This is a genomic window from Micromonospora sp. NBC_01796, assembly GCF_035917455.1.
In the GTDB taxonomy this organism is placed as follows: domain Bacteria; phylum Actinomycetota; class Actinomycetes; order Mycobacteriales; family Micromonosporaceae; genus Micromonospora_G.
The window spans coordinates 1546715-1571453 of record NZ_CP109078.1 but is presented as its reverse complement, the minus strand read 5'-3'; the positions used below and the strand labels follow the sequence as shown (position 1 = coordinate 1571453).

Annotated in this window: 23 protein-coding genes; 12 read left to right on the top strand and 11 right to left on the bottom strand. The window is 71.5% G+C overall.

Going from position 1 to position 24739, the window contains the following annotated elements:
- Positions 1-9 precede the first annotated feature (9 nt).
- Complete coding sequence (locus OIE47_RS07265; protein WP_326560729.1) at positions 10-1236, bottom strand: exonuclease domain-containing protein; 1227 nt, start codon at positions 1234-1236, stop codon at positions 10-12.
- A 106-nt stretch (positions 1237-1342) separates the two neighbouring features.
- Positions 1343-1873 (bottom strand): PadR family transcriptional regulator, encoded by a 531-nt coding sequence (locus OIE47_RS07260; RefSeq protein ID WP_326560728.1) that lies wholly within the window; start codon positions 1871-1873, stop codon positions 1343-1345.
- A gap of 43 nt (positions 1874-1916) precedes the next feature.
- On the opposite strand from OIE47_RS07260, the gene OIE47_RS07255 reads away from it, so the two are divergent.
- Entirely contained in the window at positions 1917-2726 is an 810-nt protein-coding gene (locus tag OIE47_RS07255; RefSeq protein WP_326560727.1) for an alpha/beta hydrolase family esterase, read from the top strand.
- A gap of 30 nt (positions 2727-2756) precedes the next feature.
- Here OIE47_RS07255 and OIE47_RS07250 read toward each other — a convergent pair whose 3' ends face one another.
- Positions 2757-3860, bottom strand: a complete 1104-nt coding sequence (locus OIE47_RS07250) for an Ig-like domain-containing protein (protein WP_326560726.1) — start codon at positions 3858-3860, stop codon at positions 2757-2759.
- Between the two features lie 206 nt (positions 3861-4066).
- Here OIE47_RS07250 and OIE47_RS07245 point away from each other — a divergent pair, with 206 nt between their 5' ends.
- On the top strand, positions 4067-5413 hold the full coding sequence (locus tag OIE47_RS07245; RefSeq protein WP_326560725.1) for an AAA family ATPase: 1347 nt from the start codon (positions 4067-4069) through the stop codon (positions 5411-5413).
- On the opposite strand, the gene OIE47_RS07240 is transcribed toward OIE47_RS07245, so the two are convergent.
- A complete protein-coding gene (locus OIE47_RS07240) occupies positions 5410-6336 on the bottom strand; it encodes a 2-hydroxyacid dehydrogenase (protein ID WP_326560724.1) in 927 nt (308 codons plus the stop codon). The two genes, OIE47_RS07245 and OIE47_RS07240, sit on opposite strands and share 4 nt — an antisense overlap.
- Positions 6337-6492: 156 nt before the next feature.
- Here OIE47_RS07240 and OIE47_RS07235 point away from each other — a divergent pair, with 156 nt between their 5' ends.
- The 5 genes from OIE47_RS07235 (at position 6493) to OIE47_RS07215 (ending at position 11219) form a co-directional block, all read left to right on the top strand.
- Positions 6493-6939 carry a MarR family winged helix-turn-helix transcriptional regulator gene (locus OIE47_RS07235; RefSeq protein WP_326560723.1) on the top strand — a complete coding sequence of 149 codons (447 nt, stop codon included), beginning with the start codon at positions 6493-6495 and terminating at the stop codon, positions 6937-6939.
- A 16-nt stretch (positions 6940-6955) separates the two neighbouring features.
- Positions 6956-8800, top strand: a complete 1845-nt coding sequence (locus OIE47_RS07230) for an MFS transporter (protein ID WP_326560722.1) — start codon at positions 6956-6958, stop codon at positions 8798-8800.
- Positions 8801-8935: 135 nt separating this feature from the next.
- Complete coding sequence (locus OIE47_RS07225) at positions 8936-9739, top strand: hypothetical protein (RefSeq protein WP_326560721.1); 804 nt, start codon at positions 8936-8938, stop codon at positions 9737-9739.
- Positions 9740-9790: 51 nt separating this feature from the next.
- A complete protein-coding gene (locus OIE47_RS07220; protein WP_326560720.1) occupies positions 9791-10243 on the top strand; it encodes a hypothetical protein in 453 nt (150 codons plus the stop codon).
- Positions 10244-10400: 157 nt separating this feature from the next.
- Entirely contained in the window at positions 10401-11219 is an 819-nt protein-coding gene (locus OIE47_RS07215; protein ID WP_326560719.1) for a hypothetical protein, read from the top strand.
- Between the two features lie 29 nt (positions 11220-11248).
- Here the strand turns inward: OIE47_RS07215 and OIE47_RS07210 are convergent, their stop codons facing one another.
- Both OIE47_RS07210 and OIE47_RS07205 read right to left on the bottom strand, forming a co-directional pair.
- Entirely contained in the window at positions 11249-11449 is a 201-nt protein-coding gene (locus OIE47_RS07210) for a hypothetical protein (protein ID WP_326560718.1), read from the bottom strand.
- A complete protein-coding gene (locus OIE47_RS07205) occupies positions 11446-12504 on the bottom strand; it encodes a LuxR C-terminal-related transcriptional regulator (RefSeq protein ID WP_326560717.1) in 1059 nt (352 codons plus the stop codon). Before OIE47_RS07205 ends, OIE47_RS07210 begins: the two co-directional genes overlap by 4 nt.
- Positions 12505-12906: 402 nt before the next feature.
- Here OIE47_RS07205 and OIE47_RS07200 point away from each other — a divergent pair, with 402 nt between their 5' ends.
- The gene (locus tag OIE47_RS07200) at positions 12907-13374 is read left to right on the top strand and encodes a PPOX class F420-dependent oxidoreductase (protein WP_326560716.1); all 468 of its coding nucleotides are present in this window, start codon (positions 12907-12909) and stop codon (positions 13372-13374) included.
- Between the two features lie 102 nt (positions 13375-13476).
- The gene (locus OIE47_RS07195; protein ID WP_326560715.1) at positions 13477-14391 is read left to right on the top strand and encodes an SDR family NAD(P)-dependent oxidoreductase; all 915 of its coding nucleotides are present in this window, start codon (positions 13477-13479) and stop codon (positions 14389-14391) included.
- Positions 14392-14398: 7 nt separating this feature from the next.
- On the opposite strand, the gene OIE47_RS07190 is transcribed toward OIE47_RS07195, so the two are convergent.
- A complete protein-coding gene (locus tag OIE47_RS07190) occupies positions 14399-14821 on the bottom strand; it encodes a hypothetical protein (protein WP_326560714.1) in 423 nt (140 codons plus the stop codon).
- Between the two features lie 421 nt (positions 14822-15242).
- On the opposite strand from OIE47_RS07190, the gene yicI reads away from it, so the two are divergent.
- On the top strand, positions 15243-17570 hold the full coding sequence (gene yicI, locus OIE47_RS07185; RefSeq protein ID WP_326560713.1) for an alpha-xylosidase: 2328 nt from the start codon (positions 15243-15245) through the stop codon (positions 17568-17570).
- A gap of 79 nt (positions 17571-17649) precedes the next feature.
- Here the strand turns inward: yicI and OIE47_RS07180 are convergent, their stop codons facing one another.
- Genes OIE47_RS07180 through OIE47_RS07170 form a run of 3 tightly spaced genes read right to left on the bottom strand, consistent with a single transcriptional unit; the run spans position 17650 to position 20141 of the window.
- Positions 17650-18444: a YqeB family protein gene (locus OIE47_RS07180; protein WP_326560712.1), complete on the bottom strand. Its 795-nt coding sequence runs from the start codon at positions 18442-18444 to the stop codon at positions 17650-17652.
- Entirely contained in the window at positions 18445-19245 is an 801-nt protein-coding gene (locus tag OIE47_RS07175) for an ABC transporter permease (protein WP_326560711.1), read from the bottom strand.
- The gene (locus OIE47_RS07170) at positions 19242-20141 is read right to left on the bottom strand and encodes an ABC transporter ATP-binding protein (protein WP_326560710.1); all 900 of its coding nucleotides are present in this window, start codon (positions 20139-20141) and stop codon (positions 19242-19244) included. Before OIE47_RS07170 ends, OIE47_RS07175 begins: the two co-directional genes overlap by 4 nt.
- Before the next feature lie 129 nt (positions 20142-20270).
- On the opposite strand from OIE47_RS07170, the gene OIE47_RS07165 reads away from it, so the two are divergent.
- Positions 20271-21521 (top strand): sensor histidine kinase, encoded by a 1251-nt coding sequence (locus OIE47_RS07165; RefSeq protein ID WP_326560709.1) that lies wholly within the window; start codon positions 20271-20273, stop codon positions 21519-21521.
- The gene (locus tag OIE47_RS07160) at positions 21500-22327 is read left to right on the top strand and encodes a response regulator (protein ID WP_442792136.1); all 828 of its coding nucleotides are present in this window, start codon (positions 21500-21502) and stop codon (positions 22325-22327) included. The genes OIE47_RS07165 and OIE47_RS07160 overlap by 22 nt, the downstream gene beginning before the upstream one ends.
- On the opposite strand, the gene OIE47_RS07155 is transcribed toward OIE47_RS07160, so the two are convergent.
- On the bottom strand, positions 22275-24719 hold the full coding sequence (locus tag OIE47_RS07155; RefSeq protein ID WP_326560708.1) for a hypothetical protein: 2445 nt from the start codon (positions 24717-24719) through the stop codon (positions 22275-22277). The genes OIE47_RS07160 and OIE47_RS07155 overlap by 53 nt on opposite strands.
- Positions 24720-24739: the final 20 nt, after the last annotated feature.

The following is a 24739-nucleotide window of genomic DNA, read 5'->3' as shown; positions in this document are numbered from 1 at the left end:
CGGGCGGCGTCAGCGACCGTGCAGCATGGTCAGGAAGGCCGCCGGTCGTACCACCGGGATGCCGTACTTGTGGGCCAGCCGGGCCTTGCCGGAGAGGCTGTCCGGGTCGGCGGCGACCAGCAGCGTCGTCTTCTTCGTCACCGACCGGCCGACGTCGTACCCGGCACCGATCGCCCTCGCCTCCCACACCTCGCGGGGCTCGTCCATCTGCCCGGTGAACACCACGATGTCGCCGGCCGTGAGGGAGAACCGCTGGGTGGTCGCCGGCCCGGCCGGGATCCCGCTGCCGCCGGAGAGGGCCTCGCCGATCGCGCCCTCGACCTCGTTCGGGGGCAGGTCCAGCAGGGTCGCCACGGCGTGCAGGTCCCGCAGTTCCTCGGCGGTGACCACACCGTCGTCGGCCGCCTCGGCGGCCAGCGAGCGAAGGTACTGCCGGTGCAGGACGACAACCTCCCGCCGGGTCAGCTTGAGGGCGCCCGCCGTGTCCACCAGCGCGTCCATCTCGGTCGCCGACAGGTACCGGTCCAGCAGCGCCTGGTCGAGCAGGGCCAGGTACGCGTCCGCCTGCGGCGGATCCGGTACGCGGGGCAGCCGGTCGATCAGCCGGGCGAGGAAGTGTTCCTGCTTGCCGCCGGTAGCGCTCCGGGTCATCGCCGCCACCCCGACGGGCTGCGCCAACTCGGGCCAGACCTGCTTGCCGGCCAGCCGGACCGAGTCCTCCCACGGCGGCGGTTGCCCGACCGCGCGGAGGTAGTAGGCCAGCAGGTGGGCGGCGGCCAGCGCGTCGTCCAGTGCGGAGTGTGCCTGCCGCTGGGGGATCGCCGCGGCGAGGCAGCAGTCGGCGAGACTGCGGCCGGCGAGGGGCAGGAAGTTCGCGGCCAGCCGCATCGTGCACAGCCCGTCGGCGTGGTGGAGGGGGACCGTCGCACCGAGCCGCCCGTACTCGGCGGTCACGAACCGGGCGTCGAAGGCCAGGTTGTGCGCCACCGGCAGCCGGTGGCGCAGCCGCCGGGCGACCTCCCCGGCGAGCTGGTGGAACTTCGGGGCACGGCGGGCGTCGGCGGCCCGGATGCCGTGGATGTGCTGGGGGCCGAGGTCGCGTTCGGGGTTGACCAGACTGGACCACTGATCGGTGATCTGCCCCCGACCGTCCACGTGGACCACCGCGATCTCGCAGACCCGGTCGTGCATGCCGGGGTTGAATCCGGTGGTCTCCACGTCAATGACGGCGTACACCAGCGCCACCTTCTTCTGGTCGAAAGCACGGGGACCGCCACCCTATTGATCAGGATCCCGGTGCCGGAACAGCCGAAGGGACGGGAAGACCGGGTGACCGTTCCGGTTACAGCCGACCGGCCAGCCAGGTGGTCCACTCGTGCATGACCCGCTGGGACTCGACGCCCAGGCGCAGGACGGCGTAGTTGCCGAACTTCGGGTGGGACACGTCGTCGTAGCCCTCGTCGCGCATCCAGCCGAGTTCCTGCTCGAAGGCGGTCAGGGTGGCCGCCGCCTGTTCGGCCAGTCCCCGGTACATCGCCGCCATCCGCTGTGGATCGGCACTGTTCACCGCGTACGCCTTGAGGGCCACCTCGCTGCGCGGGGCGACGGTCGGCGGCTGCGGCAGCCAGCCGGCGAGGGCCTCCCGTCCGGCGGGGGTGAGGGTGTACGTCTTCTTCGCCCGGGGGCCCGGTCCGGCGTCCTCGCGTACCTCGACGTGACCGGCCTCGGTCAGTCGGGCGAGTTCGGGATAGATCTGGCTGTGGTTGGCCACCCAGAAGTGGCCGATCGGCACCTTCATCCGCTGACTGAGCTGGTACCCCGTGGCGGGGCCACGGGTCAGCAGGGAGAGCAGGGCGAAGCCGAGAGTGGACACGCGTACATTGTGGTCCCGGTCGTGTCTATGTAAGTTCTGACATATGAAGCGCGCCTGGATGATCCTGCTCACCCTTGCCGCCGTCACCGGTGCCGCGACCGGGTGTTCGACCGCAGCCGAGGAGACCTCGACGCCGCCAACCGGCACCGAGGCCACCCTGCCGCCGGAGACACCCGCCCCCGGCGACCACACCCTGGCCTTCCGGTCGGCCGAGGGCGCGAAACTGGAGTTCCTCCTGCACGCCCCGCCGGGCTACGCACCAGGGAAGGCGTACCCGCTGGTCGTGGCCCTGCACGGCAGCGAGGCGGCGGAGACCCTGCCGGTGCGGACCGGGCTGAACGAGGTCGCGGACGCGAACGGCTTCCTGGTCGCGTACCCGAAGGAGTTCCCGGACGCCCGGGCGGTGGGTGCGCTGCTCGACCACCTGGTCCCGGTCTGGGGTGTCGACACCAGGCGGGTGCACGCCACCGGCTTCTCCCGTGGTGCCACCCTCGCCTACGACGTGGCCGAGCGGCTGGCCGACCGGTTCGCCTCGGTGGCCCCGGTCAGCGGGTCGAACCCGGACACGTCGGTGCCGTCGCGACCGTTGTCGCTGATCACCTTCCAGGGCGGCGACGACCGGCTCAGCCAGGCGTGGCCGGTGACCAACACCGGCTGGGACAAGGCCCTCGGATGCGGAAACGAGCAGGTCAGGAGCATCACGATGGAGGGCGGGCCGACCCACGTCTACACCACCACCTGCCCCGGCGGCACCGAGCACGTCGTCTACTCGGTGGCCCGGATGGGGCACGCCTGGCCCGCCGACGCGAGCAGGCTGATGTGGGAGTTCTTCACCCGGCACCCGCTGCCGTGACCGGCCGCCGACGGACCGAGCAGGCTGACGTCAGTCCTTCATCTTCACGGTGACGGTGGCGGTGTCGCTCAGCCCGCCCTCGGTGAGCCGGTAGACGAAGGTGTCGGTGAGCTTGTGGGCGGCGGTACGGACGTACTGGATTTCGTAGCGGGAGTCGACGTTGGTCAGGTAGCCGTACTTCGGTTGCTGGGTGACGGTGAGCTTGGCGGTGCTGCTGGCCAGGTCGTTGACCCGTACCTTGATCACCTTCGGGGTGGCCCGGTACGCGTACGCCAGGTCGTCGTTGGCGATCGGGGTGGTGGCGAAGGTGCCGTCACCGCGACCGAGGTAGTCGATCGTCGTACCGCTGACCTCGGAGGTGGTCCGTACGTCGGGGCGACCGTCGGCGTTGAGGTCGAGCACCTTCAGGAGGTAGCTCTCGTGGTCCTGCCCGGCGCGCAGTGGCACCTTCCGGCCGTCGTCGAGCAGCACGTCCACGTTGCCGTCGTTCGGGACGTCGACGCAATTGATCACCACGTCCTGTCGCCCGTTGCGGTTGAAGTCGGCGAGCAGGTAGCGCGGGTCGCCGCAGGTGTGGTTGATCGGGCCTTCGACCAGGGTTCCGCCTGTGGTGTTGAGATAGGTGGTGAAGCCGCCGAAGTAGGTGCTCAGGTAGAGGTCGGGCAGCTTGTCGCCGCCGAACTGGGCAACCCCGAGCTCGTCGGTCTCCCAGAGGCCGGGCAGGGTCCCGACCGGCTGGAAGTTCCGCAGGATCAGCAGGCCGTAGTCGACCGTCGGACCGCAGCACCAGCCCACGATCACCTCGGGGGTGCCGTCCCCACCGATGTCGAGCACCGTGCCGACGTCCGCGCAGGCCCCATGCGGGTCCTCCAGGATCTGGTACGGATGCACGGTCGGGGTGCCGAACCGGCCCACCCGGTCACCGGGGAACACGCTGGCCGCGCAGCTTCCCCCGGAGAAGCCCAGCGTGATCATGTCGACGTAGCCGTCACCGGTGAGGTCACCGTAGAACGGCTGGTTCGTCCTGGCCGCCGAGGCGGCGAGCGGGTGGGCGCCGACGACGGCCACCAGACTGGCAACAAGGACACTGGCGGTGACGATCAGACGCCGGTCACGATTGCGTACGGTCCACATGGGTCCACTCCTCAGATCCGACAAAGCCCACCTGACCTCGGGTTTCTCGGACGGTAGTGGTCGGCTGGCAACACAACTCGTGTCTGACGGTGTTCCGACAAACACTCTGTGTGAGATGAGATCGGCTCGGCCCGGCGACTGCGGCGGGCTCGGTGCGGGCCGATAGTGTGCCGGGAAGTCGTCGGCCGGGAGGGGTGCAGCCGCGCATGGTCACGGGTTTGGCGTTGCCGCCGGCGGTCGAGGCGGGACGGGTAGTCGACGCGGTCCTGGCCGACCTGCGCGAGGGTGCGCACCGGGGCGTGGTGGTCGACTCGCCCCCCGGTGCCGGCAAGTCGACCCTGGTGGTCCGGGCCGCCGTCGAACTGGCCGCAGCCGGTGAGCCGCTGATCGTGATCGCCCAGACGAACGAGCAGGTGGACGACCTGGTCGACCGGCTGGCGGTGGCCGCCCCCGAGTTGCCGATCGGCCGGCTCTCCGCCACCGACTACGTACCCTCCGAGCGGGTCGCCCGGCACGACCTGGTCCGGGTCGCGGCCAAGGTCGCCGACCTCGGCGGTCCGGCGGTCATCATCGGTACGGCAGCCAAGTGGGCCATGATCAGCGAGGGTTCCTGGCCATGGGCGATCGTGGACGAGGCGTACCAGATGCGCTCCGACGCCCTGCTCCGCGTCGCCGCCCGGTTCGAACGGGCCCTGTTCGTCGGCGACCCCGGCCAGCTCGACCCGTTCTCCACCGTGGACACCGTCCGGTGGACCGGCCTCACCTGGGATCCGATGCAGAGCGCGGTGGCGGTCCTGCTGCGCCACAACCCGGACCTCCCGGTGCACCGGCTCCCGGTCTCCTGGCGGCTCCCGGCCTCGGCCGCCCCGGTGGTGGCCGCCGCCTTCTACCCGTTCACCGGCTTCCGGGCCGGCACGTCGGCACGGGACCGCTCCCTGTCGCTGACCCGGCCGGGGCCCGGTGACCGGGTGGACGAGGCGGTGGAACAGGCCGCCAACACCGGCTGGGCGCTCTACCAGCTACCCGCCCGGCACACCCCGCGTACGGACACCGAGGCGGCGGCGGCCTGTGCCGCGCTGGCCCGCCGGGTGCTGGAACGGGGTGCGGTGGCGATCTCCGAGCGGACCGGATCGGGTGCACCCGTCGACGCCTCCCGGATCGCGATCGGTGCCGCCCACCGGGACCAGGTCGCGGTGATCCGGTCGATGCTCGGCCCGGCCGGCGCGGACATCACCGTCGACACCGCCAACCGGCTCCAGGGGCGGGAGTACGACCTGACCGTGGTCCTGCACCCGCTCTCCGGCCGGCGTGACGCGACCGCCTTCCACCTGGAGTCGGGGCGGCTCTGCGTACTCACCTCCCGGCACCGGCACGCCTGTGTGGTGGTGGCCCGTGCCGGCATCGCCGACCTGCTCGACGCGCACCCGTCCACCGAACCGGTGCACCTCAACGTCCCGGTGAAGTTCCCGGACGGCTGGGAGGCCAACCAGTCGATGATGTCCGTCCTGGAAGGCTCCCGCGTACTCGCCGGTCAGCCGGCACGGCGCTACTAGTAACCGTTCACGACCTCGTTGACCAGCGGCTCCCCGGCCACGTACCGGCGTAGCTGCGCCCCGGCCAACCGGTACGTGCGGGCCATCAGGCCGTGCACCATCGCCCCGACGTGCGGCGTGATCAGTACGTTCGGCAGTTGCCAGAGCGGGTCGTCCGACGGGAGCGGCTCCGGTTCGGTGACGTCCAGCGCCGCACCGATCCGGCCGGTGGAGAGTTCGGCGTACAGGGCCACCGGGTCGGCGACCTGGCCACGGGAGGCGTTGACCAGCAGGGCCCCGTCGGGCAGCGCGGCCAGGAAACGGGCGTCGACCAGTCCCCGGGTGTGCTCGGTCAGCGGCACCAGCAGGACCACGATGTCGGCCGAGGGCAGCAGTTCGGGCAGGTCGGCGACGCCGTACACGCCTTCGTCGGGGCGGGCGGTGCGGGCGGCGAGGGTCAGGGTCACCCCGAACGGGGCGAGCCGGGCCGCGACCGCCGTGCCGATCGAACCGGCCCCGATGATCAGTACGCGTTTGCCGTACAGCTCGTCGGTGGGTGCGACCTGCTCGTGTGCCCAGTGGTGCCGTTCCTGGGCCCGGACGAACTCCGGGAACCGGCGCAACTGGGCCAGGATCGCGCCGACCACCCACTCGGCGGTCGACGAGTCGTGCACACTCCGCGCGTCGCAGAGGGTGACGCTCGGCGGGAGGGCCCTGATCCAGGCGTCCGCGCCGGCGCTCGGGAGCTGGACCACCCGCAGGTCGGGCAGGTCCGGGGCGAGCCGGACCAGGGACGGCTGACCGATGAACGTCGGCACCCAGAACTCGACCCCGGTCGGCTCCGAGGGGAGCCGGAGCGGGTCGTCCGCGACCTCGACGGTGACGCCGGACGGCAGCTCACCCAGCAGGGATATGCCGGACTTATGAGGAATCCACGCCTTCACGTATTAATACGATAGCTTCTCATGATTCTTCGATGCCCTGGGTATCCGGAAAATCCCAGGTCAGCGCACCGCCGTCGATTGCCCGCTCCGGACAGCCCAGCCCCTGTGGGTTGAATCATAAGCAGCTTCTATAAGTACCTGATATATAACTGGGGTGTGGTGAACGGAACCTCCGACGGCGAAACAGACCTGCTCCGTACGGTGAACAGCTTCGACCGGGTGATCCGGCTGCTCCGGCGGCTCACCACACCCGACGGGCTCAGCCTGACCGCGGCCTCGACGCTCTACCGGCTGGACGAGTTCGGCGCCCACCGCCTCTCCGACCTGGCCGTCGCCGAGGGGGTCACCCAGCCCGGCATGACCCAGCTCGTCTCCCGGCTGCAACGCGACGGGCTGGCCGAACGCGGGAGTGACCCGGCCGACCGCCGGGTGGTGGTCGTCGACATCACCGAGGCCGGGCGGGAACTGGTACGGCGTCGCCGGGCGATCCGGGCGGAGAAGCTCGCCCAACTCCTCGCCGACCTCTCCGCCGACGAACGGGCGGCGGTGGTCACCTCGCTACAGGTACTCGACCGGCTCGCCGGGCGGGCAGAACCCCTCTGAGCAAGGAACAACTGACGTGACGGATTCGAACGGGCGGGCCGGCAGCACCGGCACGGGCACCGGCGTACGCGGCCTCACCGGTGGCGGCGCCGACAACCCGCGTTACAAGTGGATCGCCCTGTCCAACACCACCCTGGGCATGCTGCTCGCCACGATCAACTCCTCGATCGTGCTGATCTCGCTGCCGGCGATCTTCAACGGGGTCCACCTCAACCCGCTGGAGCCGGGCAACGTCAGCTACCTGCTCTGGATGCTGATGGGGTACATGCTGGTCACCGCGGTCCTGGTGGTGACCCTCGGCCGCCTCGGCGACATGTTCGGTCGGGTCCGCATCTACAACGCCGGCTTCGCCATCTTCACCGTCACCTCGATCGTCCTCTCCCTGGACCCGTTCGACGGTGGGGGAGGGGCACTCTGGCTGATCGGCTGGCGGGTGCTCCAGGCCGTCGGCGGATCGATGCTGATGGCAAACGCGGCGGCGATCGTCACCGACGTGTTCCCGGCCCGGCAACGCGGCACCGCGCTGGGCATCAACATCGTCGCGGGGATCGCCGGCTCGTTCATCGGACTCGTCCTCGGTGGCCTACTCGCCGAGTGGAACTGGCGGTCGGTGTTCTGGGTCAACGTCCCGATCGGCCTGCTCGGCACGATCTGGGCCTACCGGTCCCTGCACGACACCGGCGTACGGGTCAAGGCGCGGCTCGACTGGTGGGGCAACCTGACCTTCGCCGTCGGGCTGACCGCGCTGCTCGCCGGCATCACGTACGGCATCCAACCCTACGGCGGGCACACCATGGGGTGGACCAACCCGTGGGTGCTGACCGGGCTGATCGGCGGGGTGGCCGTCCTGGCGCTGTTCTGCGTGATCGAGTCCCGGGTGGCCGAGCCGATGTTCCCGCTCGGACTGTTCCGGATCGCCGCGTTCGCCAGCGGCAACGCCGCCAGCCTGCTCGGCTCGATCGCCCGTGGCGGTCTCCAGTTCATGCTGATCATCTGGTTGCAGGGCATCTGGCTGCCGCTGCACGGCTACAACTACGAACAGACCCCGCTCTGGGCCGGCATCTACCTGCTCCCGCTCACCATCGGCTTCCTCGCCGCCGGACCGCTCGCCGGGGCCCTCTCCGACCGGTACGGCGCCCGTCTCTTCGCTGCCGGTGGGCTGGTCGTGATGGCCCTGTCCTTCGGCGGACTGCTGCTCATCCCGAGCGACTTCAACTACTGGGTCTTCGCGATGCTGGTCTTCCTCAACGGGCTCGGCGGTGGCCTGTTCGCCGCCCCGAACACCGCCCTGGTGATGTCGAGCGTGCCGGCCCGGCTGCGTGGTGCCGCCTCCGGCATGCGGGCGACCTTCCAGAACTCCGGCATGGTGCTCTCCATCGGGGTCTTCTTCTCGCTGATGGTGGCCGGGTTGGCCGGCTCGCTGCCGCAGTCCCTCGACTCCGGACTGACCGCGCAGGGCGTACCGGCCGCCGCCGCGCACACCGTCGCCCAGCTCCCACCGGTCGGTACGCTCTTCGCCGCGTTCCTCGGTTACAACCCGATCGAGCAGCTGCTCGGCCCGGACGTGCTGGGCGCACTGCCGACCGCGAACGCGGACACGTTGACCGGCCGGGAGTTCTTCCCGCACCTGATCGCCGGGCCGTTCCACCACGGGCTCGGGATCGTGTTCTGGCTCGCCATCGCGATGGCCCTGGTCGGGGCCGCCGCCTCCCTGTTCGCCCCGAAGGCGTCCGCCGCCGGACCCGCCGACGACCTGGTCACCCGGGAGACCGAGCTGGTGGACGAACTGTACGGGGCCGAGCCGCTGACCCCGACCCCACGAGCGGCCGAGCCGCTGGTGCGCGACCGCGACCGGAGCTGACCGTACGGTCGCTCCGGCCGTGCCGGGCAGGGCGCCCGCCGTACCCCCTCGCGGCGGGCGCCCGTACGTCGGCTGACCCGTACCTCGCGGGTAGCTGACAGCGCTCGGGGCGGGGCGCGGGGATGATGAACGGTCATGACGACCACGGTCCACGCCCAGTTGCGTACGCTGACGCGCCTGCGATCGGCGCTCTGGGCTCCGGGCGCGGTCGCCGTCCTGGCTCTCCTGCTGATGCCGGTGTACGAGAGCGGCTACGAGTTCGTTGTCAACCCCGACCCACAGGGCGACGCCGAGCAGTTCGAACGGCTCTACACCACCGCCCTGCTCCGCTACACCTCGGGTTTCCTGTGCGGCCAACTCATCGCGCTCGCCCTGGGCGCCGCCCTGGGCCGCCAGGCGGTACGCGCCGGCACAACGTCCCGGCCACTGTCCATCATGGCCGCCGCCGGCCTGGCGGGTGCGGCGCTGGGACTGCTGAACCTGGCCGTGGTGGCACCGGCCGCCACACTGCGTACCGAACTGACGATGTCCATCGTGGACGTACGCGCGGCCGGGCTGGACTTCGACCCCGACCTGCTCCGGGATTCGGGGTTCTGGCAGGTGGTGCTGGTCGGGCTGCTGTCGTTCCCGCTCTGGGCGGTCGCCGGTGCCGCCGTGGGTTTGTTGCTCGATCCGGACCGGGTCGTCCCGACCCTGCTCGCCTGGGTGCTGGCCCACGGGGTGATGGCGGTGCTGTTGGTGCTCTGGGACGAGGAGTTTGCGGCCTTCGTCGTGCTGTGGAGCCCTCCGTTCGGCAGCGTCGCGTCCCCGATCGGCACCGGCACGAACACCCCGACCGTCACCGTGGCCCTGCTCGTCGCCGGAGTCGCGTACGCGGCCGTGCTCGGATGGGCCGCCGTGAGGTACCCGCCGGGTCGGCGTCGCGGGGTCGGCGGGTGATCGTGCTCATGATCGACCCAAACCGGACGTGGGGACGGTAAGCTCACCGGCGTGACCGCCGTGACGCTTTCCCGCCCCTTGTGGTGGGTGGCGCGCCGGTCACTGCGGCTGCTGACCGGCCTGATCCTGATGGCGCTCGTGCTCGGCCTGAGCGCCGGTGCCGCCGACGCCGCCCCGCCCTCCGCACACCGGGCAACCGCCCCGGTCCACGCGGTCGTCACCGGGCCGGCAACCCCGGACAACAACACCCCACCTGCGGCCATCCCGCCGACAGCCACCCGGCCGGAGACACCGATCACCGGCGCTGCCACGGCTGCTGTCCGGGCCGGCGAGCGGGTCGACTCCGACGACGCCACCGACCGCGTCCCGGCCGTCGACCGGGTCACCGTCGCACCCGGCCAGCCGGACCGGCGGACGACGCCGGACCGCCCGACACGATCGACCATCCCGGCCGGCTCCGGTCACGGCCTGCCCGCCGGTCCGCGGGCTCCGCCCCTCGGGTGACACCCGACCGGCCGTCCCGGCCGGCGAGTCCCTTCCCGCGATCCACGACGCGTATTCCCAGGTCCTTCACGGGCTGATCGGGTACGACGCCGGGCAGGATCGCGTGGCCCCGACGGAAACCCCGAACGCGATCGTTTATCGGCGAGGTGTGCTGGTTATGGACAATCTCATGTACTTCTTCCTGCTCGACATTCCCCGGGCCGCGGTGATCTGGTCCGGACTGATCGTGGTGGCACTCGTCGCCATGGCGGTCCTGATCGCCCGCCGGCCCAGCCCGGAGTTCACCGACGGTGGCGGCCCGACCGGCGTCGTACCCATGCGGGCGGCGGTCGCCGGTCGGGCCAGGCTCACCGCCGAGGCGGAGGAGTTGGCCCGTTACGCCGACGAGGTGGCCGTCGCGGCGGGTCGGGCGGCCGAGACGGCACGCCGGCGCCGGGAGGAGTGGCTGGCCGCGCAGGAGGACGCCGAGACGGCGTGGCAGGCGTACGAGTCCGCCGACGCGGACGCCCGGCGGGTGGCCGCGACGACGTACCTGCCGGTTCCGCGTACGCCGCGCACCCCGTCGGAGTACGCCGACCGGGAGCGTTACCTGCACCGGGCCGCGTTGAGCGCCTGCGGCCGGCAGGACCTGTCCGTGCTGGAGTTGGGCAACGCGCTGGCGCACCGCAACGGGTGGGACCCCCGACGGCACCCGGTCGAGCAGGAGGTCGTGCTGCGCCGCGCCGTACGCGAGAGCCGGCTCGCCGCCCAGCGGACGGCGACCGAACGCGAGCACGCCGCGTGGCGTACGGCGGAGGCTGCGGCGGTGGCCGCCCAGAGTCTGCGCGACGAGGCGTTCGCGGCGGCGCAACGGGCCCGCCAGGCGTCCCACCTGCTACCGCCCGGCGGCGGCGGTACGGGCACCAGCACCCCGGTCCGCGACGCGTCCCGCCAGCACCGGCCCGCCACCGGATGGCGTACGGCCAGCGCCGGCTGAGTCACGCCACGGACCGGGCCGAGCGGGGGCTACGGCAGGTTCGTCGCGTTCGGTCGCGGCATCTGGGGCGGGATGACCACGGGGCGCTCGTCCGGGTCGGTGAAACAGGAGGCACACGCGCCGGGCGGGTCCGGTGCGGCGGCGGCCGGGGTCGCACCGGCGGCCACGATGCCGACCAGCATCGCGGCGGCGAAGGCGATCCGCGTGGCGGAACCCCTGAGGTGTCTCATCCGTCATCCTTGTCTTGTTGTTCGGTCGGTTGGGGCACGGCGGTTCGGGACATCGGTAGGGGAGCGGCACCGGCGGCACCGAGCAGGAGCGCGAGTTGGAACCGGTTCTCCACGCCGAGCCGGTCCATCAGCTCCCGCATCGTGTACGCCACCGTCCGTACGCTGAGTTTCAGCTCGTGGGCGGCGGACACGTCGGTGTGTCCGGCGGACAGGAGCGCGACGAGCGCCTGCTCCCGGGGCGTGAGTGTGATGGGCGGTACCCCCTGTCGGTGCGGATCGCGTCCCTGCGTCCACAACCGGTCGAAGAGTCCGCAGAGTGCCTGTACCACCGGTGCATCGTCGACCTCGACGACACCGGCTTCGAAGTTCAGCGGGTCGGCCGGAAAGAGCGCGACGCGTCGGTCGAAGACGATCAGTTTGATGGGCAGGTCGGGCAGTTCCCGGTAGGTCAGACCCCCGCCCACCTGGGCCAGGTGTGCGGTGGTGCGGTCGCCGTCACCGGGGGGCCGGCCGAGGATGCGGATCTGGATACCCCGTTCGACCAGGCCACGGTCGACCGGAAGCGCCGCGGCGGTCGCGTCGGCGGTGATCACCTCCTCGGTGTTGATGGCCAGGTGCTCGTGCCGTTCGGCGGCGCCGAGGTGGGCGATCCGACGCCGGGCGAGAGAGCGGGTGGTCCAGCGCCGGATCCGGGAGTCGTCGGGCGTCGGCAGGTCGAGCCCGTCGAGCGTGCCGAAGTGCTGCCGCCAGCGATCCCGCTGGCTGCCGGGCACCGCCGGCCGGCGCAGGTGCCGCAGCACCTGCGGGACCGGGCACGGGTCCCAGCGCCGGGCGACACCGGACCGGATCGTGGCCGACCGGGTCGGTTGGGCCGCCCGTAGTGCCGCCAGCTCGTCCAGGGCGGCGACCACGCGGGACCGGGGCAGGCCGAGTTCCCGGCTCAGTTCGGTGTCCTTGCGACCACCCATCATGGTCAGCGCGCGGTAGATGAGATCCGCGTCCGGTGACACTCCCCACCGGGTGAGACGCGGAATCGTGTCGGTGGATTCGGGCACCCGATCCTCCCGTTGACCGTTCCGGAGCGGACCCCCCGCTCGCCCCGTACACAGCACACCATCACGTCAACCGTGGGGGAAGAGCGGTCGGCCGCATTGCACGATCATGCAACGGAAAAACGGGGTGTCCTTGCTCGACCGCCGCGGGCTGCCGCATTGTCAACGGGTCGCCCACGGGAGAGCTACACAACGGGGGGTAGCTCTCCCGGGCGGCATCCAGGTCCCGGCACCCCGGATTCGGGGGCCGTGACGGTGCCGGGTACCTGGCCGTAATCACCGTGGGGTCACCGACGCGGTCGTCGCGGGCCGGTGACCCCACGGTGGTCGGGGGCCGTGCACCGACCGGACGGGTACGGGGACCGCCCGGCGCACCGCCGCCGGTGGCGACCTATGGTGGGTGGCATGCCCCGTACCATCGCGACCAACACCCGGGTCGACCGTGAACAGTTGACCGAGTTCCTCGCCCCGCGCCACCGGGCCGTCCTGCTCACCACGCGGGCCGACGGCCGCCCGCAGTCGTCGCCGGTGGCCTGCGGGGTGGACACGTCCGGCCGGATCGTCGTCTCGACCTATCCGGAGCGGGCCAAGGCCGCCAACATCCGTCGCGACCCACGGGTGTCGGTCTGTGTCCCGTCCGACGACTGGAACGGGCCCTGGGTGCAGGTCGACGGCACCGCCGAGGTGCTCGACCTGCCGGAGGCGCTGGAGCCGTTGGTCGAGTACTTCCGCTGCATCTCCGGTGAGCACCCGGACTGGGACGAGTACCGGCAGGCGATGCGTACGCAGGGCAAGTCGTTGATCCGGGTGACGATCGAGAGCTGGGGCCCGCTGGCCACCGGTGGTTTCCCGGCCCGGCTCGGCGACGCCTGACGGGTCGGGTCGCCGGCCGACCCACAGCCCGGCCGGCGGAACCGGCGGTAGCGGTTTGCCCGTTCCGCCGCACCCCCGGTTCGGCTGGGGCAGCATACGGAAATGACCCGTATCGAGACGCCCTTCGGCTTCTCCTCGACCGCCGCCGAGGTGGCGGAGGGGATCGATCTGTCCGGACGGCGGGTGATCGTCACCGGGGGTGCGTCCGGCATCGGGGTGGAGACCGCACGGGCGCTGGCCGGCGTCGGGGCCGAGGTGACGCTCGCCGTACGCAACACCGACGCGGGGGCGCGGACCGCCGCCGACATCACCGGCACCACCGGCAACAAGAACGTACGGGTGGCCGTCCTGGACCTGGCCGACCGCGCCTCGGTCTCCGCCTTCGTCCACGCCTGGGACGGCCCGCTGCACGTGCTGGTCAACAACGCCGGCATCATGGCCTCCCCGGAGCAGCGCACGTCCGACGGGTGGGAGATCCAGTTCGCCACCAACCACCTGGGGCACTTCGCCCTCGCCCTGGGGCTCTACGACTCGCTGGCCTCGGCCGGTGGCGCGAGGATCGTCTCGCTCAGCTCCAGCGCGCACATGCTCTCACCGGTGATCTTCGACGATCTCCAGTTCGCCTTCCGCAGCTACGACCCCTGGTTGGCGTACGGGCAGTCCAAGTCGGCCAACATCCTGTTCGCGGTCGGTGTCACCGGGCGCTGGGGTGACGCCGGCATCACCGCGAACGCGCTGAACCCCGGCGCGATCGCGACCAATCTCCAGCGCCACGTCGGTGGCCGGCTGAGCACCCCCGCCGAGCGGATCAACTCGCCGGAGCAGGGCGCGGCGACCTCGGTGCTGCTGGCCACCTCGCCGGTGCTCGACGGCATCGGCGGTCGGTACTTCGAGAACTGCAACGAGGCGTCCCTGGTCGCCCGCCGGACTCCGGACCTGACCGGGGTGGCGCCGTTCGTGCTCGACCGCGCCAACGCCGACCGGCTCTGGGAGACGTCCCTGCGCCTGCTCGCCTGACCGCGATTCACGCTGTTGGGTCGGCGGCGGTGGGGGTCGGGTCGGCGGGACCGTCGACGACCTGTAGTTGCAGCGGCCGGTAGTCGGTCTGCGGGTCGGTCACGGTGAAACCGGCCGAGTCGAGGATGGACCAGATCGCCTGCCGCATGGCCTCGGCGATGGCACCGAAGTGGCGCAGTACGGGATCGTCCATCCGTTGTTCGGTCACGCTCACCACCACCGCGTTGCCCAGGCGCCGGTGCGGTCGCCAGAGTACGAAGACGCCGCCGGCCTCGTCGTCGCCCGGATCGACGTCCACCGTCACCCCGGCGAAGTAGTCGTCGTCGCCCTCGGCGGCGACCGGCAGTCCCGCCTCGGACAGCACGCCGCGCACCTGTGCCGCGAGGTGCTTCCATTCGTCGAGCACCGCGGCCGGTACGAGCGTGAACACCCCTGGACTCCTCCAGCGTCCGAAGCGGCCACGTCACCGCGGCCCTGACCTGATCATCTGGACCGACAGTAGCAACGCCCCTGCGCCGTCGCCCGCCTGGCAACACGGCCCGACCGGGCTGTTGCCCTCCGTTCGCGCAGGGTAGCCGTGTCGGTTCACCCCGGCGCTCCCTCCGACGCCGGGCGCGGTGGACCGCATGACCGGCTCGTCGGTACGTCGCGGAAATTCGTGGTCGTGCCATTGACACAGCTCGGACACGCTCGTAGCTTCCTGTCGAAGCGGATAGTCGAACCGCTTCGACGCGGTGCCGGCCAACTGGCCCACCCTCTCGGTGCTGTTCTTCCTCATCTTCCAGCGCACCCTGACCCGCGGCGCGATGGCCGGCGCGGTCAGGTAACGCATCAACCGGATAGGACCCGAGATGAAGTTCAGCAACGGTTACTGGCGGATGCGCGACGGCGTACACCCGCTCTACCCGATGCAGGTACGCGACGTCGCGGTCGAGCCCGCCGCGCTCACCGTGTACGCCCCGACGAAGAAGATCCTGAACCGGGGCGACACCCTCAACCAACCGCTGATCACCGTACGGTGCACCTCGCCCGCGCCGGACGTGATCGCGGTCAAGGTCGCGCACCTGCTGGGGGAGCGGCCCCGGCGGCCGGAGTTCAGCCTGACCACCGACCCGGACACCGAGGTCCACACCAGCGACGGCACCGACTTCGCCACCATCACCTCCGGTGCGCTGACAGCCCGGTTCCACCGGGGCGACGACTGGCGCCTCGACTTCGTCGCCGACGACCGGGTGCTGACCAGCAGCGGCTACAAGAGCATGGCCGCGCTCGACACCGACGACGGCTCGTACGTCCGGGAGCAGCTCCTGCTCGGCGTCGGCGAAACCGTGTACGGGCTCGGTGAGCGGTTCGGCCCGCTGGTGAAGAACGGCCAGACGGTCGACATCTGGCAGGAGGACGGCGGGACCAGCAGCGAGCACGCGTACAAGAACGTGCCGTTCTACCTGACCACCGCCGGGTACGGCGTCTTCGTCAACGACCCCGGCCGGGTCTCGTTCGAGGTGGCCGCCGAGGCGGTGTCGAAGGTGTCGTTCAGCGTCGCCGGACAGTCGATGGAATACCTGGTCATCTACGGCCCCACGCCACGGGAGATCCTGCGCAGGTACACCGCGCTCACCGGCCGCCCGGCCCTGCCCCCGGCCTGGTCGTTCGGCCTCTGGCTGAGCACCTCCTTCACCACCTCGTACGACGAGGAGACGGTGAACAAGTTCGTCAGCGGGATGGCCGACCGGGACCTGCCGCTGTCGGTCTTCCACTTCGACTGCTTCTGGATGCGCGAGTTCCACTGGTCCGACTTCGAGTGGGACCCGCAGGTCTTCCCGGACCCGGTCGGCATGCTGAAGCGGCTGCACGAACGGAACCTGAGGATCTGCGTCTGGCTCAATCCGTACATCGCGCAGCGCTCGGCGCTGTTCGCCGAGGGGGTGGAGCACGGCTACCTGGTGAAGACGGCCGACGGGGACGTCTGGCAGTGGGACCAGTGGCAGGCCGGGATGGCCCTGGTCGACTTCACCAACCCCGACGCCCGCCGCTGGTACGCCGACAAGCTGCGGGGCCTTCTGGACATGGGGGTGGACGCGTTCAAGACCGACTTCGGCGAGCGGATCCCGACGGACGTGGTCTGGCACGACGGCTCCGACCCGGAGCGGATGCACAACTACTACACCCAGATCTACAACCAGGTCGTGTTCGACCTGCTGCGCGAGCACCGGGGCGAGGGTGAGGCGGTGCTGTTCGCCCGGTCCGCGACCGCCGGGGGGCAGCAGTTCCCGGTGCACTGGGGTGGGGACAGCGAGTCCACTCCCGCGTCGATGGCGGAGACGCTGCGCGGCGGGTTGTCGCTGGCCATGTCCGGCTTCGGTTACTGGAGCCACGACATCGGCGGGTTCGAGGGCAAGCCGGATCCGGCCCTGTTCAAGCGCTGGGTGCCGTTCGGGCTGCTCTCCACCCACAGCCGGTTGCACGGCAGTCAGAGTTACCGGGTGCCGTGGGACTTCGACGAGGAGGCGGTCGACGTACTGCGGATCTTCACCCGGCTCAAGGCGCGGCTGATGCCGTACCTGTTCGGGCAGGCGGTGGTCGCGCACCGGGAGGGGATGCCGGTCCTGCGGCCGTTGGTGGCCGAGTTCCCGGACGACCCGGCGGTGGCGTACCTGGACCGGCAGTACCTGCTCGGCGACAGCCTGCTGGTCGCCCCGGTGTTCAACGTGGACGGCACGGTCGACTACTACGTGCCGGCGGGCACCTGGACCGATCTGATGACCGGGGCGGAGATCACCGGTCCGCGGTGGGTCCGGGAGTCGGTCGGCTTCGACCGGGTGCCGGTCCTGGTCCGCCCCGGTACGGTGCTGCCGCTCGGCGCCGTCGAGGACCGCCCCGACTACCCGTACGCCGACGGCGTGACCCTGGCCGTCTACCAGCTCCCCACCGGCGCCGACGTCACGGTCTCCATCCCCGCCCCCAACGGCACCGAAGCCGCCCGCTTCTCCGTAACCCGCACCGCCACCGCCCTAACCGCCACCCGCCTAACCGGCCCAGCCCTCCCCTGGCAACTCCAACCCACCCCCGGTTCCACCCCCACCCCCATCCCCCCACCCACTCCACCTGGTCCACCCCCGCCCCACCAACCCGTTGATCATGAAGTTAGGTACGGCGATCTGCCCGGATCGCGTTGCTAACTTCATGATCAACGGGGAGGTCCGGGCGGTTCGGGAGGTCCGGGCGGTTCCGCGTGGCGGGGGCGGGCGGGCTGGGGAGTTAGGGGGTGGGGTGGCGCCAGTGTTGGTGTTTTTTGTCGTCGCGGATGATGAAGCCGAGGTGGGATAGTTCGGTGCGGATGCGGGCTGCGTAGCCGGTCTTGCCGTCCTTTAGGGCCTTCTGCCTGGCGGTGAGCAGGACGTTCACGGACTCGGGCAGGTCGCCGACCGGTGCCACCCAGAGCCGGTACTCGGCCAGGTGCGGATCCTCGTCCACCCAGCGGTAGCCGTGTGCCTCGAACGCCTCCCGCAGCAGCTCACCCTTCAGGTCGGACTTCTCCCGGGCCAGCTCGGCGCCGGCCGCGTCGAGCAGCGCCAGGTGCTTGCCGTCGAGGAAGACCAGACCCACCGCTTTCCCGTCGACCTCCCGTACGGTCCCGTCGCGCCGGGCCAGGGTGACCCGGTCGGCGGCGACGGTCACCGCGAGCTGCTCGTGCACGGCCGTCACCGCGACGATCAGCCCGGCCACCAGGCCGATCCCGATGGCGCCGAGGGTCGCCGCGGGGTCGGGTAGATCCTTGACGAACTTGGCCGCGATCTTCACTGGTGCCCACGGCAGCTTCACGAGCCAGTCGGTGAGCGCGTGCAGCCCGGCGATCGCACCCGCGCCCAGCAGCGGGAAGAGGGTCCAGATCAGGAGCCGTTCCCAGCCCGGCTCGGCCACCACCCGCTCACCGGCCACCACCCGCTCACCGGCTGCCGGCCGCTCGGCGGGGGGCGCTGCCGGGGCGGGATCGGGCGGTGCTGCCGGGGCAGGGTCGGGCGGCGCCCCCGGTGAGGACTCGGTCGGCGACATCTACGAGACCTCGCGGCGCACGATCCGGATCAGTCCGGCGACCAGTGGAAGCAGCACCCAGACCGCCACCGAGACGCCCAGCCGGCCCCACTGCCCGGAGGTGACGTCGGCCGTTGTCAACGGTACGGAGGTGACGCTGAGGTCGAGCCACTCCGCCGACCGGCGCAGCCCGCTGATCATCTCGCCCAGGATGGACCAGAGGGTCGGCAGCAGCAGGTAGAGCACGATCGCCAGCGGGGTGTTCAGGAACAGCATGCCGAACGCGACGCCCATCCCCACGTTGATGATCTGGAACAGGGCGGCGTAGCCGATCATGACCGGTTCGACCGACCAGGTGCCGGCCCCCCCGAGCGCCCCGGCCAGCGCGGTGCCGATCGCCGCCACCGCCAGGCTGGCCAGCACCGAGGCGAGCGCGGCGACGCTCGCCGCGAGCAGCTTCGCCGCCAGCACCCGGTGCCGCCGGGGCACCAGGGCGAACGTGGTCATCGCGGTGCGCTGCGACCACTCGCCGGTCACCAGCAGGATGCCGAGCACGGGCAGCAGGATGCCGACCGGAAGCAGCGACGGGACGAAGAAGTTGGTGAAGGTCTGGTCCTCGTCCGGCATGACGAAGAGCTGGACGGTGACGATCGCCGCCGCGGCCAGGGCGATCACGATCAGCAACCAGTAGCCGGCCCGGGTGTCGGCCAGCTTCCGCAGCTCGACCGTGGTGAGCCGGGCCAGCCCGGGGCGGCGCAGGACGGGATGGGACGCCGGTCCGGCCGGGGAGGTGGTCGGGCTGGTGGTGGTCGTGGTGGTCATTTGACTGCCTCCCGTACGGAGTCGCCCGCGGTCAGGGTGAGGAAGATCTGTTCCAGGCCGTTGCTCTCGGCGGAGCGCAGCTCGATCAGCACCGCACCGGCGTCAGCCGCGACCCGGCCCACCGCCACCGGCTCGGCCTGCACCAGCAGTCCACCGTCGGTGCTCGTGGTGGCGGCCAACCCGGCCCGTTGCAGGGCCGTACGCAGGGTCTGCGGGTCGACCGCCCGGACCACGGTCCCGGTACCGGCCAGCAGTTCGTCCTTGCTGCCCTCGGCGACGACCCGGCCACCCCCGATCACCACCAGCCGGTCCGCCACCGCCTCCACCTCCCGCAGCAGGTGCGAGGAGAGCAGCACCGTGCCGCCCCGGTCGGCGAAGTCACGCAGCAGGCCGCGCATCCAGAAGATGCCCTCCGGGTCCAGCCCGTTCGCCGGCTCGTCGAGGATCAGCACCCGGGGCTCACCCAGCAGCGCCTGCGCCAGGCCGAGCCGCTGCCGCATACCGAGCGAGTACGCCCGTACCCGTCGTTTCGCCGCCACCGCGTTCAGCCCGACCCGCTCCAGGGTCTCGCCGACCCGCCGACGGTCCACGCCCATGGTCATCGCGGCCAGGGTCAGCGCCTCCCGGCCGGTACGCCCGGCGTGCTGGGCGGAGGCGTCCAGCAGGATGCCGATCTCCCGCCCCGGGTTCGGCAGGTCCTGGTAGCGGACCCCGTTGACGGTCGCGGTGCCGGCCGAGGGCGGGGTCAGGCCACAGATCATCCGCATGGTGGTGGACTTGCCGGCACCGTTCGGGCCGAGGAACCCGGTGATGGTGCCCGGTTCGCACTGGAACGTCACGTCGTTGACGGCGGGGTGCCCGCCGTACCGTTTGCTCAGGTGGTTGACCGCAATCATGTGACCAGCGTGGCGGCGCGGGGCCTCCCGCCGCTGCGGCCGTCGGTCGCGCATCCGCGACCTTGGTCTACGGTCCGGCCTCGACTTTGGTCGCTGTCGGTGGGCGGTGACAGTTCGTAACATAGGGGCGTGACCGGTATCGCGGCTTCGGAGAACGCCTGGCTGCTGCCGTCCGCCCTGACCGCGGCGCCGGACCGGGCCGGGCGCCAGCCCAGGCGCACCACCCGTGACTGGATCGTCGACTCGCTCTGTTTCCTGATCGCGGCCGGTTTCGCGATCATGGTCTCCTGGGACCTGCACCAACGGGACCAGCCCGGCCCGCTGGGCGGCACCATCCCGGAGTGGGTGCTCACCCTGGACGGCTGGCTCAGCGTCGCCCTCTGCGGCGTGCTCTGGGTACGCCGCCGCTGGCCGGTCCAGCTGGCCCTGGCCGGCCTGCCGCTGAGCCTGATCTCGCCCCCGTCCGGGATGCTCATCCTGATCGTGCTCTTCACGGTGGTGGTGCACCGGCCGCTCAAGATCGCCGCACCGGTCACCGGCCTGCACCTGCTCGCCGCGCTCATCTTCTGCTGGCTGCGCCCAGACCCCACCGTCGACGTGCGGTTCGCGATCGCCCTGACGCTCGCGATCATGGTCTCGGTGACGCTCTGGGCCATGGTCGTCCGGGCCCGCCGGCAGCTCGTCGTCTCGCTGCGGGACCGGGCCCACCGGGCCGAGGCCGAACAGCAGTTGCGGGTCGCCCAGGCCCGGCACCTGGAACGGACCCGGATCGCCCGGGAGATGCACGACGTACTCGCGCACCGGATCTCGCTGCTCAGCCTGCACGCCGGGGCGTTGGAGTTCCGCCCCGACGCGGCACCGGACGAGGTGGCCCGCGCCGCCGGGGTGATCCGGGACAACGCCCACCTGGCGTTGCAGGACCTGCGTGAGGTGATCGGGGTGCTCCGCGAGGAGAGCACCGGTGAGGGGCCCGAGCGCCCCCAGCCGACCCTGGCGGACCTGGCCGTCCTGGCCGAGGAGTCCAGGCGGGCGGGGATGCGGGTGAGCGTCCGGGAGCGGATCGAGCGGCCGGAGGCGGTGCCGGCGGGGATCGGGCGCAACGCGTACCGGATCGTGCAGGAGGGGCTGACCAACGCCCGCAAGCACGCGCTCGGGTCGGCGGTGACGGTCACCGTGGTCGGCGGTCCCGGCACCGGGCTCAGCGTCGAGGTCAGCAACAGGTGGCCGGTCGGGCAGGTGCCCGCGCAGCGGATCCCCGGCACCGGGACCGGCCTGGTCGGTCTCGCCGAGCGGACCAGCCTGGCCGGCGGCCGGCTGGAGCACGGCCGGACCGCGACCGGCGACTTCCGCTTGGCGGCCTGGCTACCGTGGTCGGCGTGAGCGACAGTTCAACCGGGGTCGGCGTGGGCGACAGTTCAACCGGGGTGGGCGTGGGTGACGGATCGACGGCGGCCGGCGGATCGGCCCCGGCGGGCGATTCGGCGGCGGGCGGGGACGGGGTGATCCGGGTCCTGCTGGTGGACGACGACGCGCTGGTCCGGGCCGGGCTGTCGATGATCCTCGGCGGGGCCGAGGATCTCCGGGTGGTCGGTGAGGTGGCCGACGGGAGTGAGGTCGCCGCCGCGGTGGCCGCGTACGCGCCGGACGTGGTGCTGATGGACATCCGGATGCCCCGGGTCGACGGGCTGGCCGCCACCGAGGCACTCCGGCAGGCGCCCGATCCGCCCGAGGTGCTGGTGCTGACCACCTTCGACGCCGACGAGCACGTGCTCCGGGCCCTGCGCGCGGGTGCCAGCGGCTTCCTGCTCAAGGACACCCCGCCGGCCGAGATCGTCCGCGCGGTCCGGCGGGTGGCGGCCGGCGAGGCCACCCTGTCGCCGGCCGTCACCCGCCGGTTGATCGCGTACGCGACCGGGCCCGTACCCGATGTCCCGTCCGGCACGGGTGGGCGGACCGGTGCGGACTCCCGGCGGGAACGGGCGCTGCGGCAGCTCGCCGGACTCAGCGACCGGGAACGGGAGGTGGCGCTGGCGCTCGGGCGGGGGTGCTCGAACGCCGAGATCTCCGCCGCGCTCTACATGAGCGTGGCCACCGTCAAGGCGTACGTCTCCCGGCTGCTGGCGAAGCTCGAACTCAACAACCGGGTGCAGGTGGCCCTGCTGGTGCACGACGCGGAACTGGTCTGAGCCGCGCCGGGTCGTCGGGTCGCGTCCGGGGCAGTGGCACCGCCGCCGTGGTCGCCAACTCGCCCGCCAGCCGGTCCACGGTCAGCCAGACCGCCGGGTCGGACCAGTAACCGGAGTGGCGGCCGGCGACCGGCTCCGGCTGACCGTAGATGTGCCAGCTCGTCGGCGGATCGGGCAGCTCCACGTCCACCCGCTCCTCGGGCCCGCCCCGATCGGGGAGTACGGGGCCGCCGATGTAGTCGGTGAGGTAGTAGAAGTTCCGCCACTCGTGCACCGCCGCTCCCGTCGTATCGTCGGCGGGGGAGAGCTGACGCAGCACGGTCTCGCCGAAGTACGCCGGAAACGCCCACCCGTACAGGGTGCGCAGCGGTGACCCGAAGGTCACCAGCCCCACCACGTCGTCGTCCGGCCGGCTGTGCGGCTGCAACAGGGCGGCGGCGGCGATCACGGTGCCCTGGCTGTGCGCGGTGACCACCACCCGCCCGCCCCGGTCGTGGATCCGCCACAGCCGCCGCTGCACCTCCGGCACCGCCCGTTCCGCGTACGACGGCGGGGCCAGCGGATGGTACGCGCGCGGCCAGAACGTCATCACGTCCCAGAGGACGCCGATCCGACGTCGACTCTCCAGATTGCGCCAACCCCGGCGCAGCAGCACGATGAGCGCCAGCGGGATGCCGGACGCCAGGTAACTGCCCAGGGTGTAGGCCCACTGGGTGCCCCAGGGCAGCTTGCCGTAGGCGACGTACCGCACCTGGATCGCGATCACCACCGTGGTCACCGCCACCGCCATCACGGTCATCAGCTTGTCCAGGTCGTGCGCCATTCCGGCGAACCGCCGAGCCCGCGCCAGCCGTGCTCCCCAGGCCCGCCCGGCCGTCCCGGACGCAGTTACGTCCGATGTGGACACGCCACCGCCGGCGGCGTCGTACTGCCACCTGCGCTCGTCCGTGGGCTCGGCCACGTTGCCCCGGTACCACTCGCAGATCCGGGTCACCGTGGCCCGGTCCGCCCCCGCCCGCCAGTAGACGACGAGCTCGTACAGGACGAAGAGCAGGATCAGCGCCAGCGGCGCCAGCGTCAGGTAGTTGACCATCTTCGCGACGATCGGATAGATGTACACCTCCGCCCCCGTGGTGGGCGCGGACGGCAGCTTGCTCCGGGACGACACCTCCGCCACCAGGTCGGCGAACCGGGACATCGCCCCGAGCAGTACGACGTTGAGCGCGAAGACGCCGAGCACCTGCGCCACGAACGGACCGAAGATGACAAACGTCCCCCGGCGCCAGCCCCCGCACAGGGACGCCACCAGCACCAGCAGCAGGCTGACGCCGACCGCGCCGAGCGTCAGGTTGGACACCAACGGGATGCCCGGCAGGTAGCCGAAGGGTTGGGCGTACCCGGGTTGGATCGCGGCGAACCAGCCGGCGCCGACCAGCGTGACCGCGCCCAAGGCGAACACGGCGCGGGCACTGCCGGGCGGACACGCGTCGAGCGCGGTGAGGACCAGTACGGCGAGCAGCAGCCCGCCGCCGGCCAGCAGCACACCTGTGTGCAGCCAACCGGCGGTCACCGGTGCCCCGGCCACCGACGAGGTGGCGTGCACGGTGTGGGCGAGGCTCATTCCGACGAACCCGAGTCCCGCGCCGAGATGCAGGTGCCCCAGGTCGTGGGTGCTGCGCCCACCGGCCCAGAAGGTCGGATCGGACAGGCCCACACCGGGTTGTGCGGCACTGCGCGTCGATGCCGTCGCGACCACCCGCAGCGGTGGGTTGACCGCCTCGTAGCGGCCGATCGACCGCAGGGTCAGCACCGCCAGCAGAGCGACCAGGGCGAGGGGTGCCAGCGCGCCGAGCAGCAGTCGCCGGCCCGGAAAGTCGGCGAGCAGCGGGTCACGCAGCGGGCGCAGCAGCCAGCTCTGCTCGGCGCACCGGGCCCGGCCCGCGCACTGGTACGCCAGCAGTTCCAGTGCGGTGATCACGGAGATGAGCAGCAGGTTGAGGGTGAGGAACAGGGCCGCCCAGCGGGTCGCCGTACGGTGCAGCCGGAACCGCCACCCGGAGGCGTGCGTACGCGGGGTGCACATCCACCCGGCGACGTTGGCCAGTGCGAACGGGAACAGCAGCAGCCACAGCACCCGGGAGCCGGCCCGTGAGGTCATCCCACCCCACGAGTACGCCTCGACGTGGCGCCCGGCAACGTCGGCGGTCCGGTAGAAGCCGGCGATCCGGTCGCCGGAGACCTGTAGCGGGGCGTCGTCGCCGAGCAGGTCCTGCGGGGTGGTCCCGCCGACGCCGTGCAGCCGTAGCTCGGTGACCCCTTCGAGGTCCGGAATCGGGGGTACGAGGCCGGTGGGACGCTGGACCGGATCGGTGTCGAATCGCACGAGCGGCATGGGGCAACCTCTCCGATGAT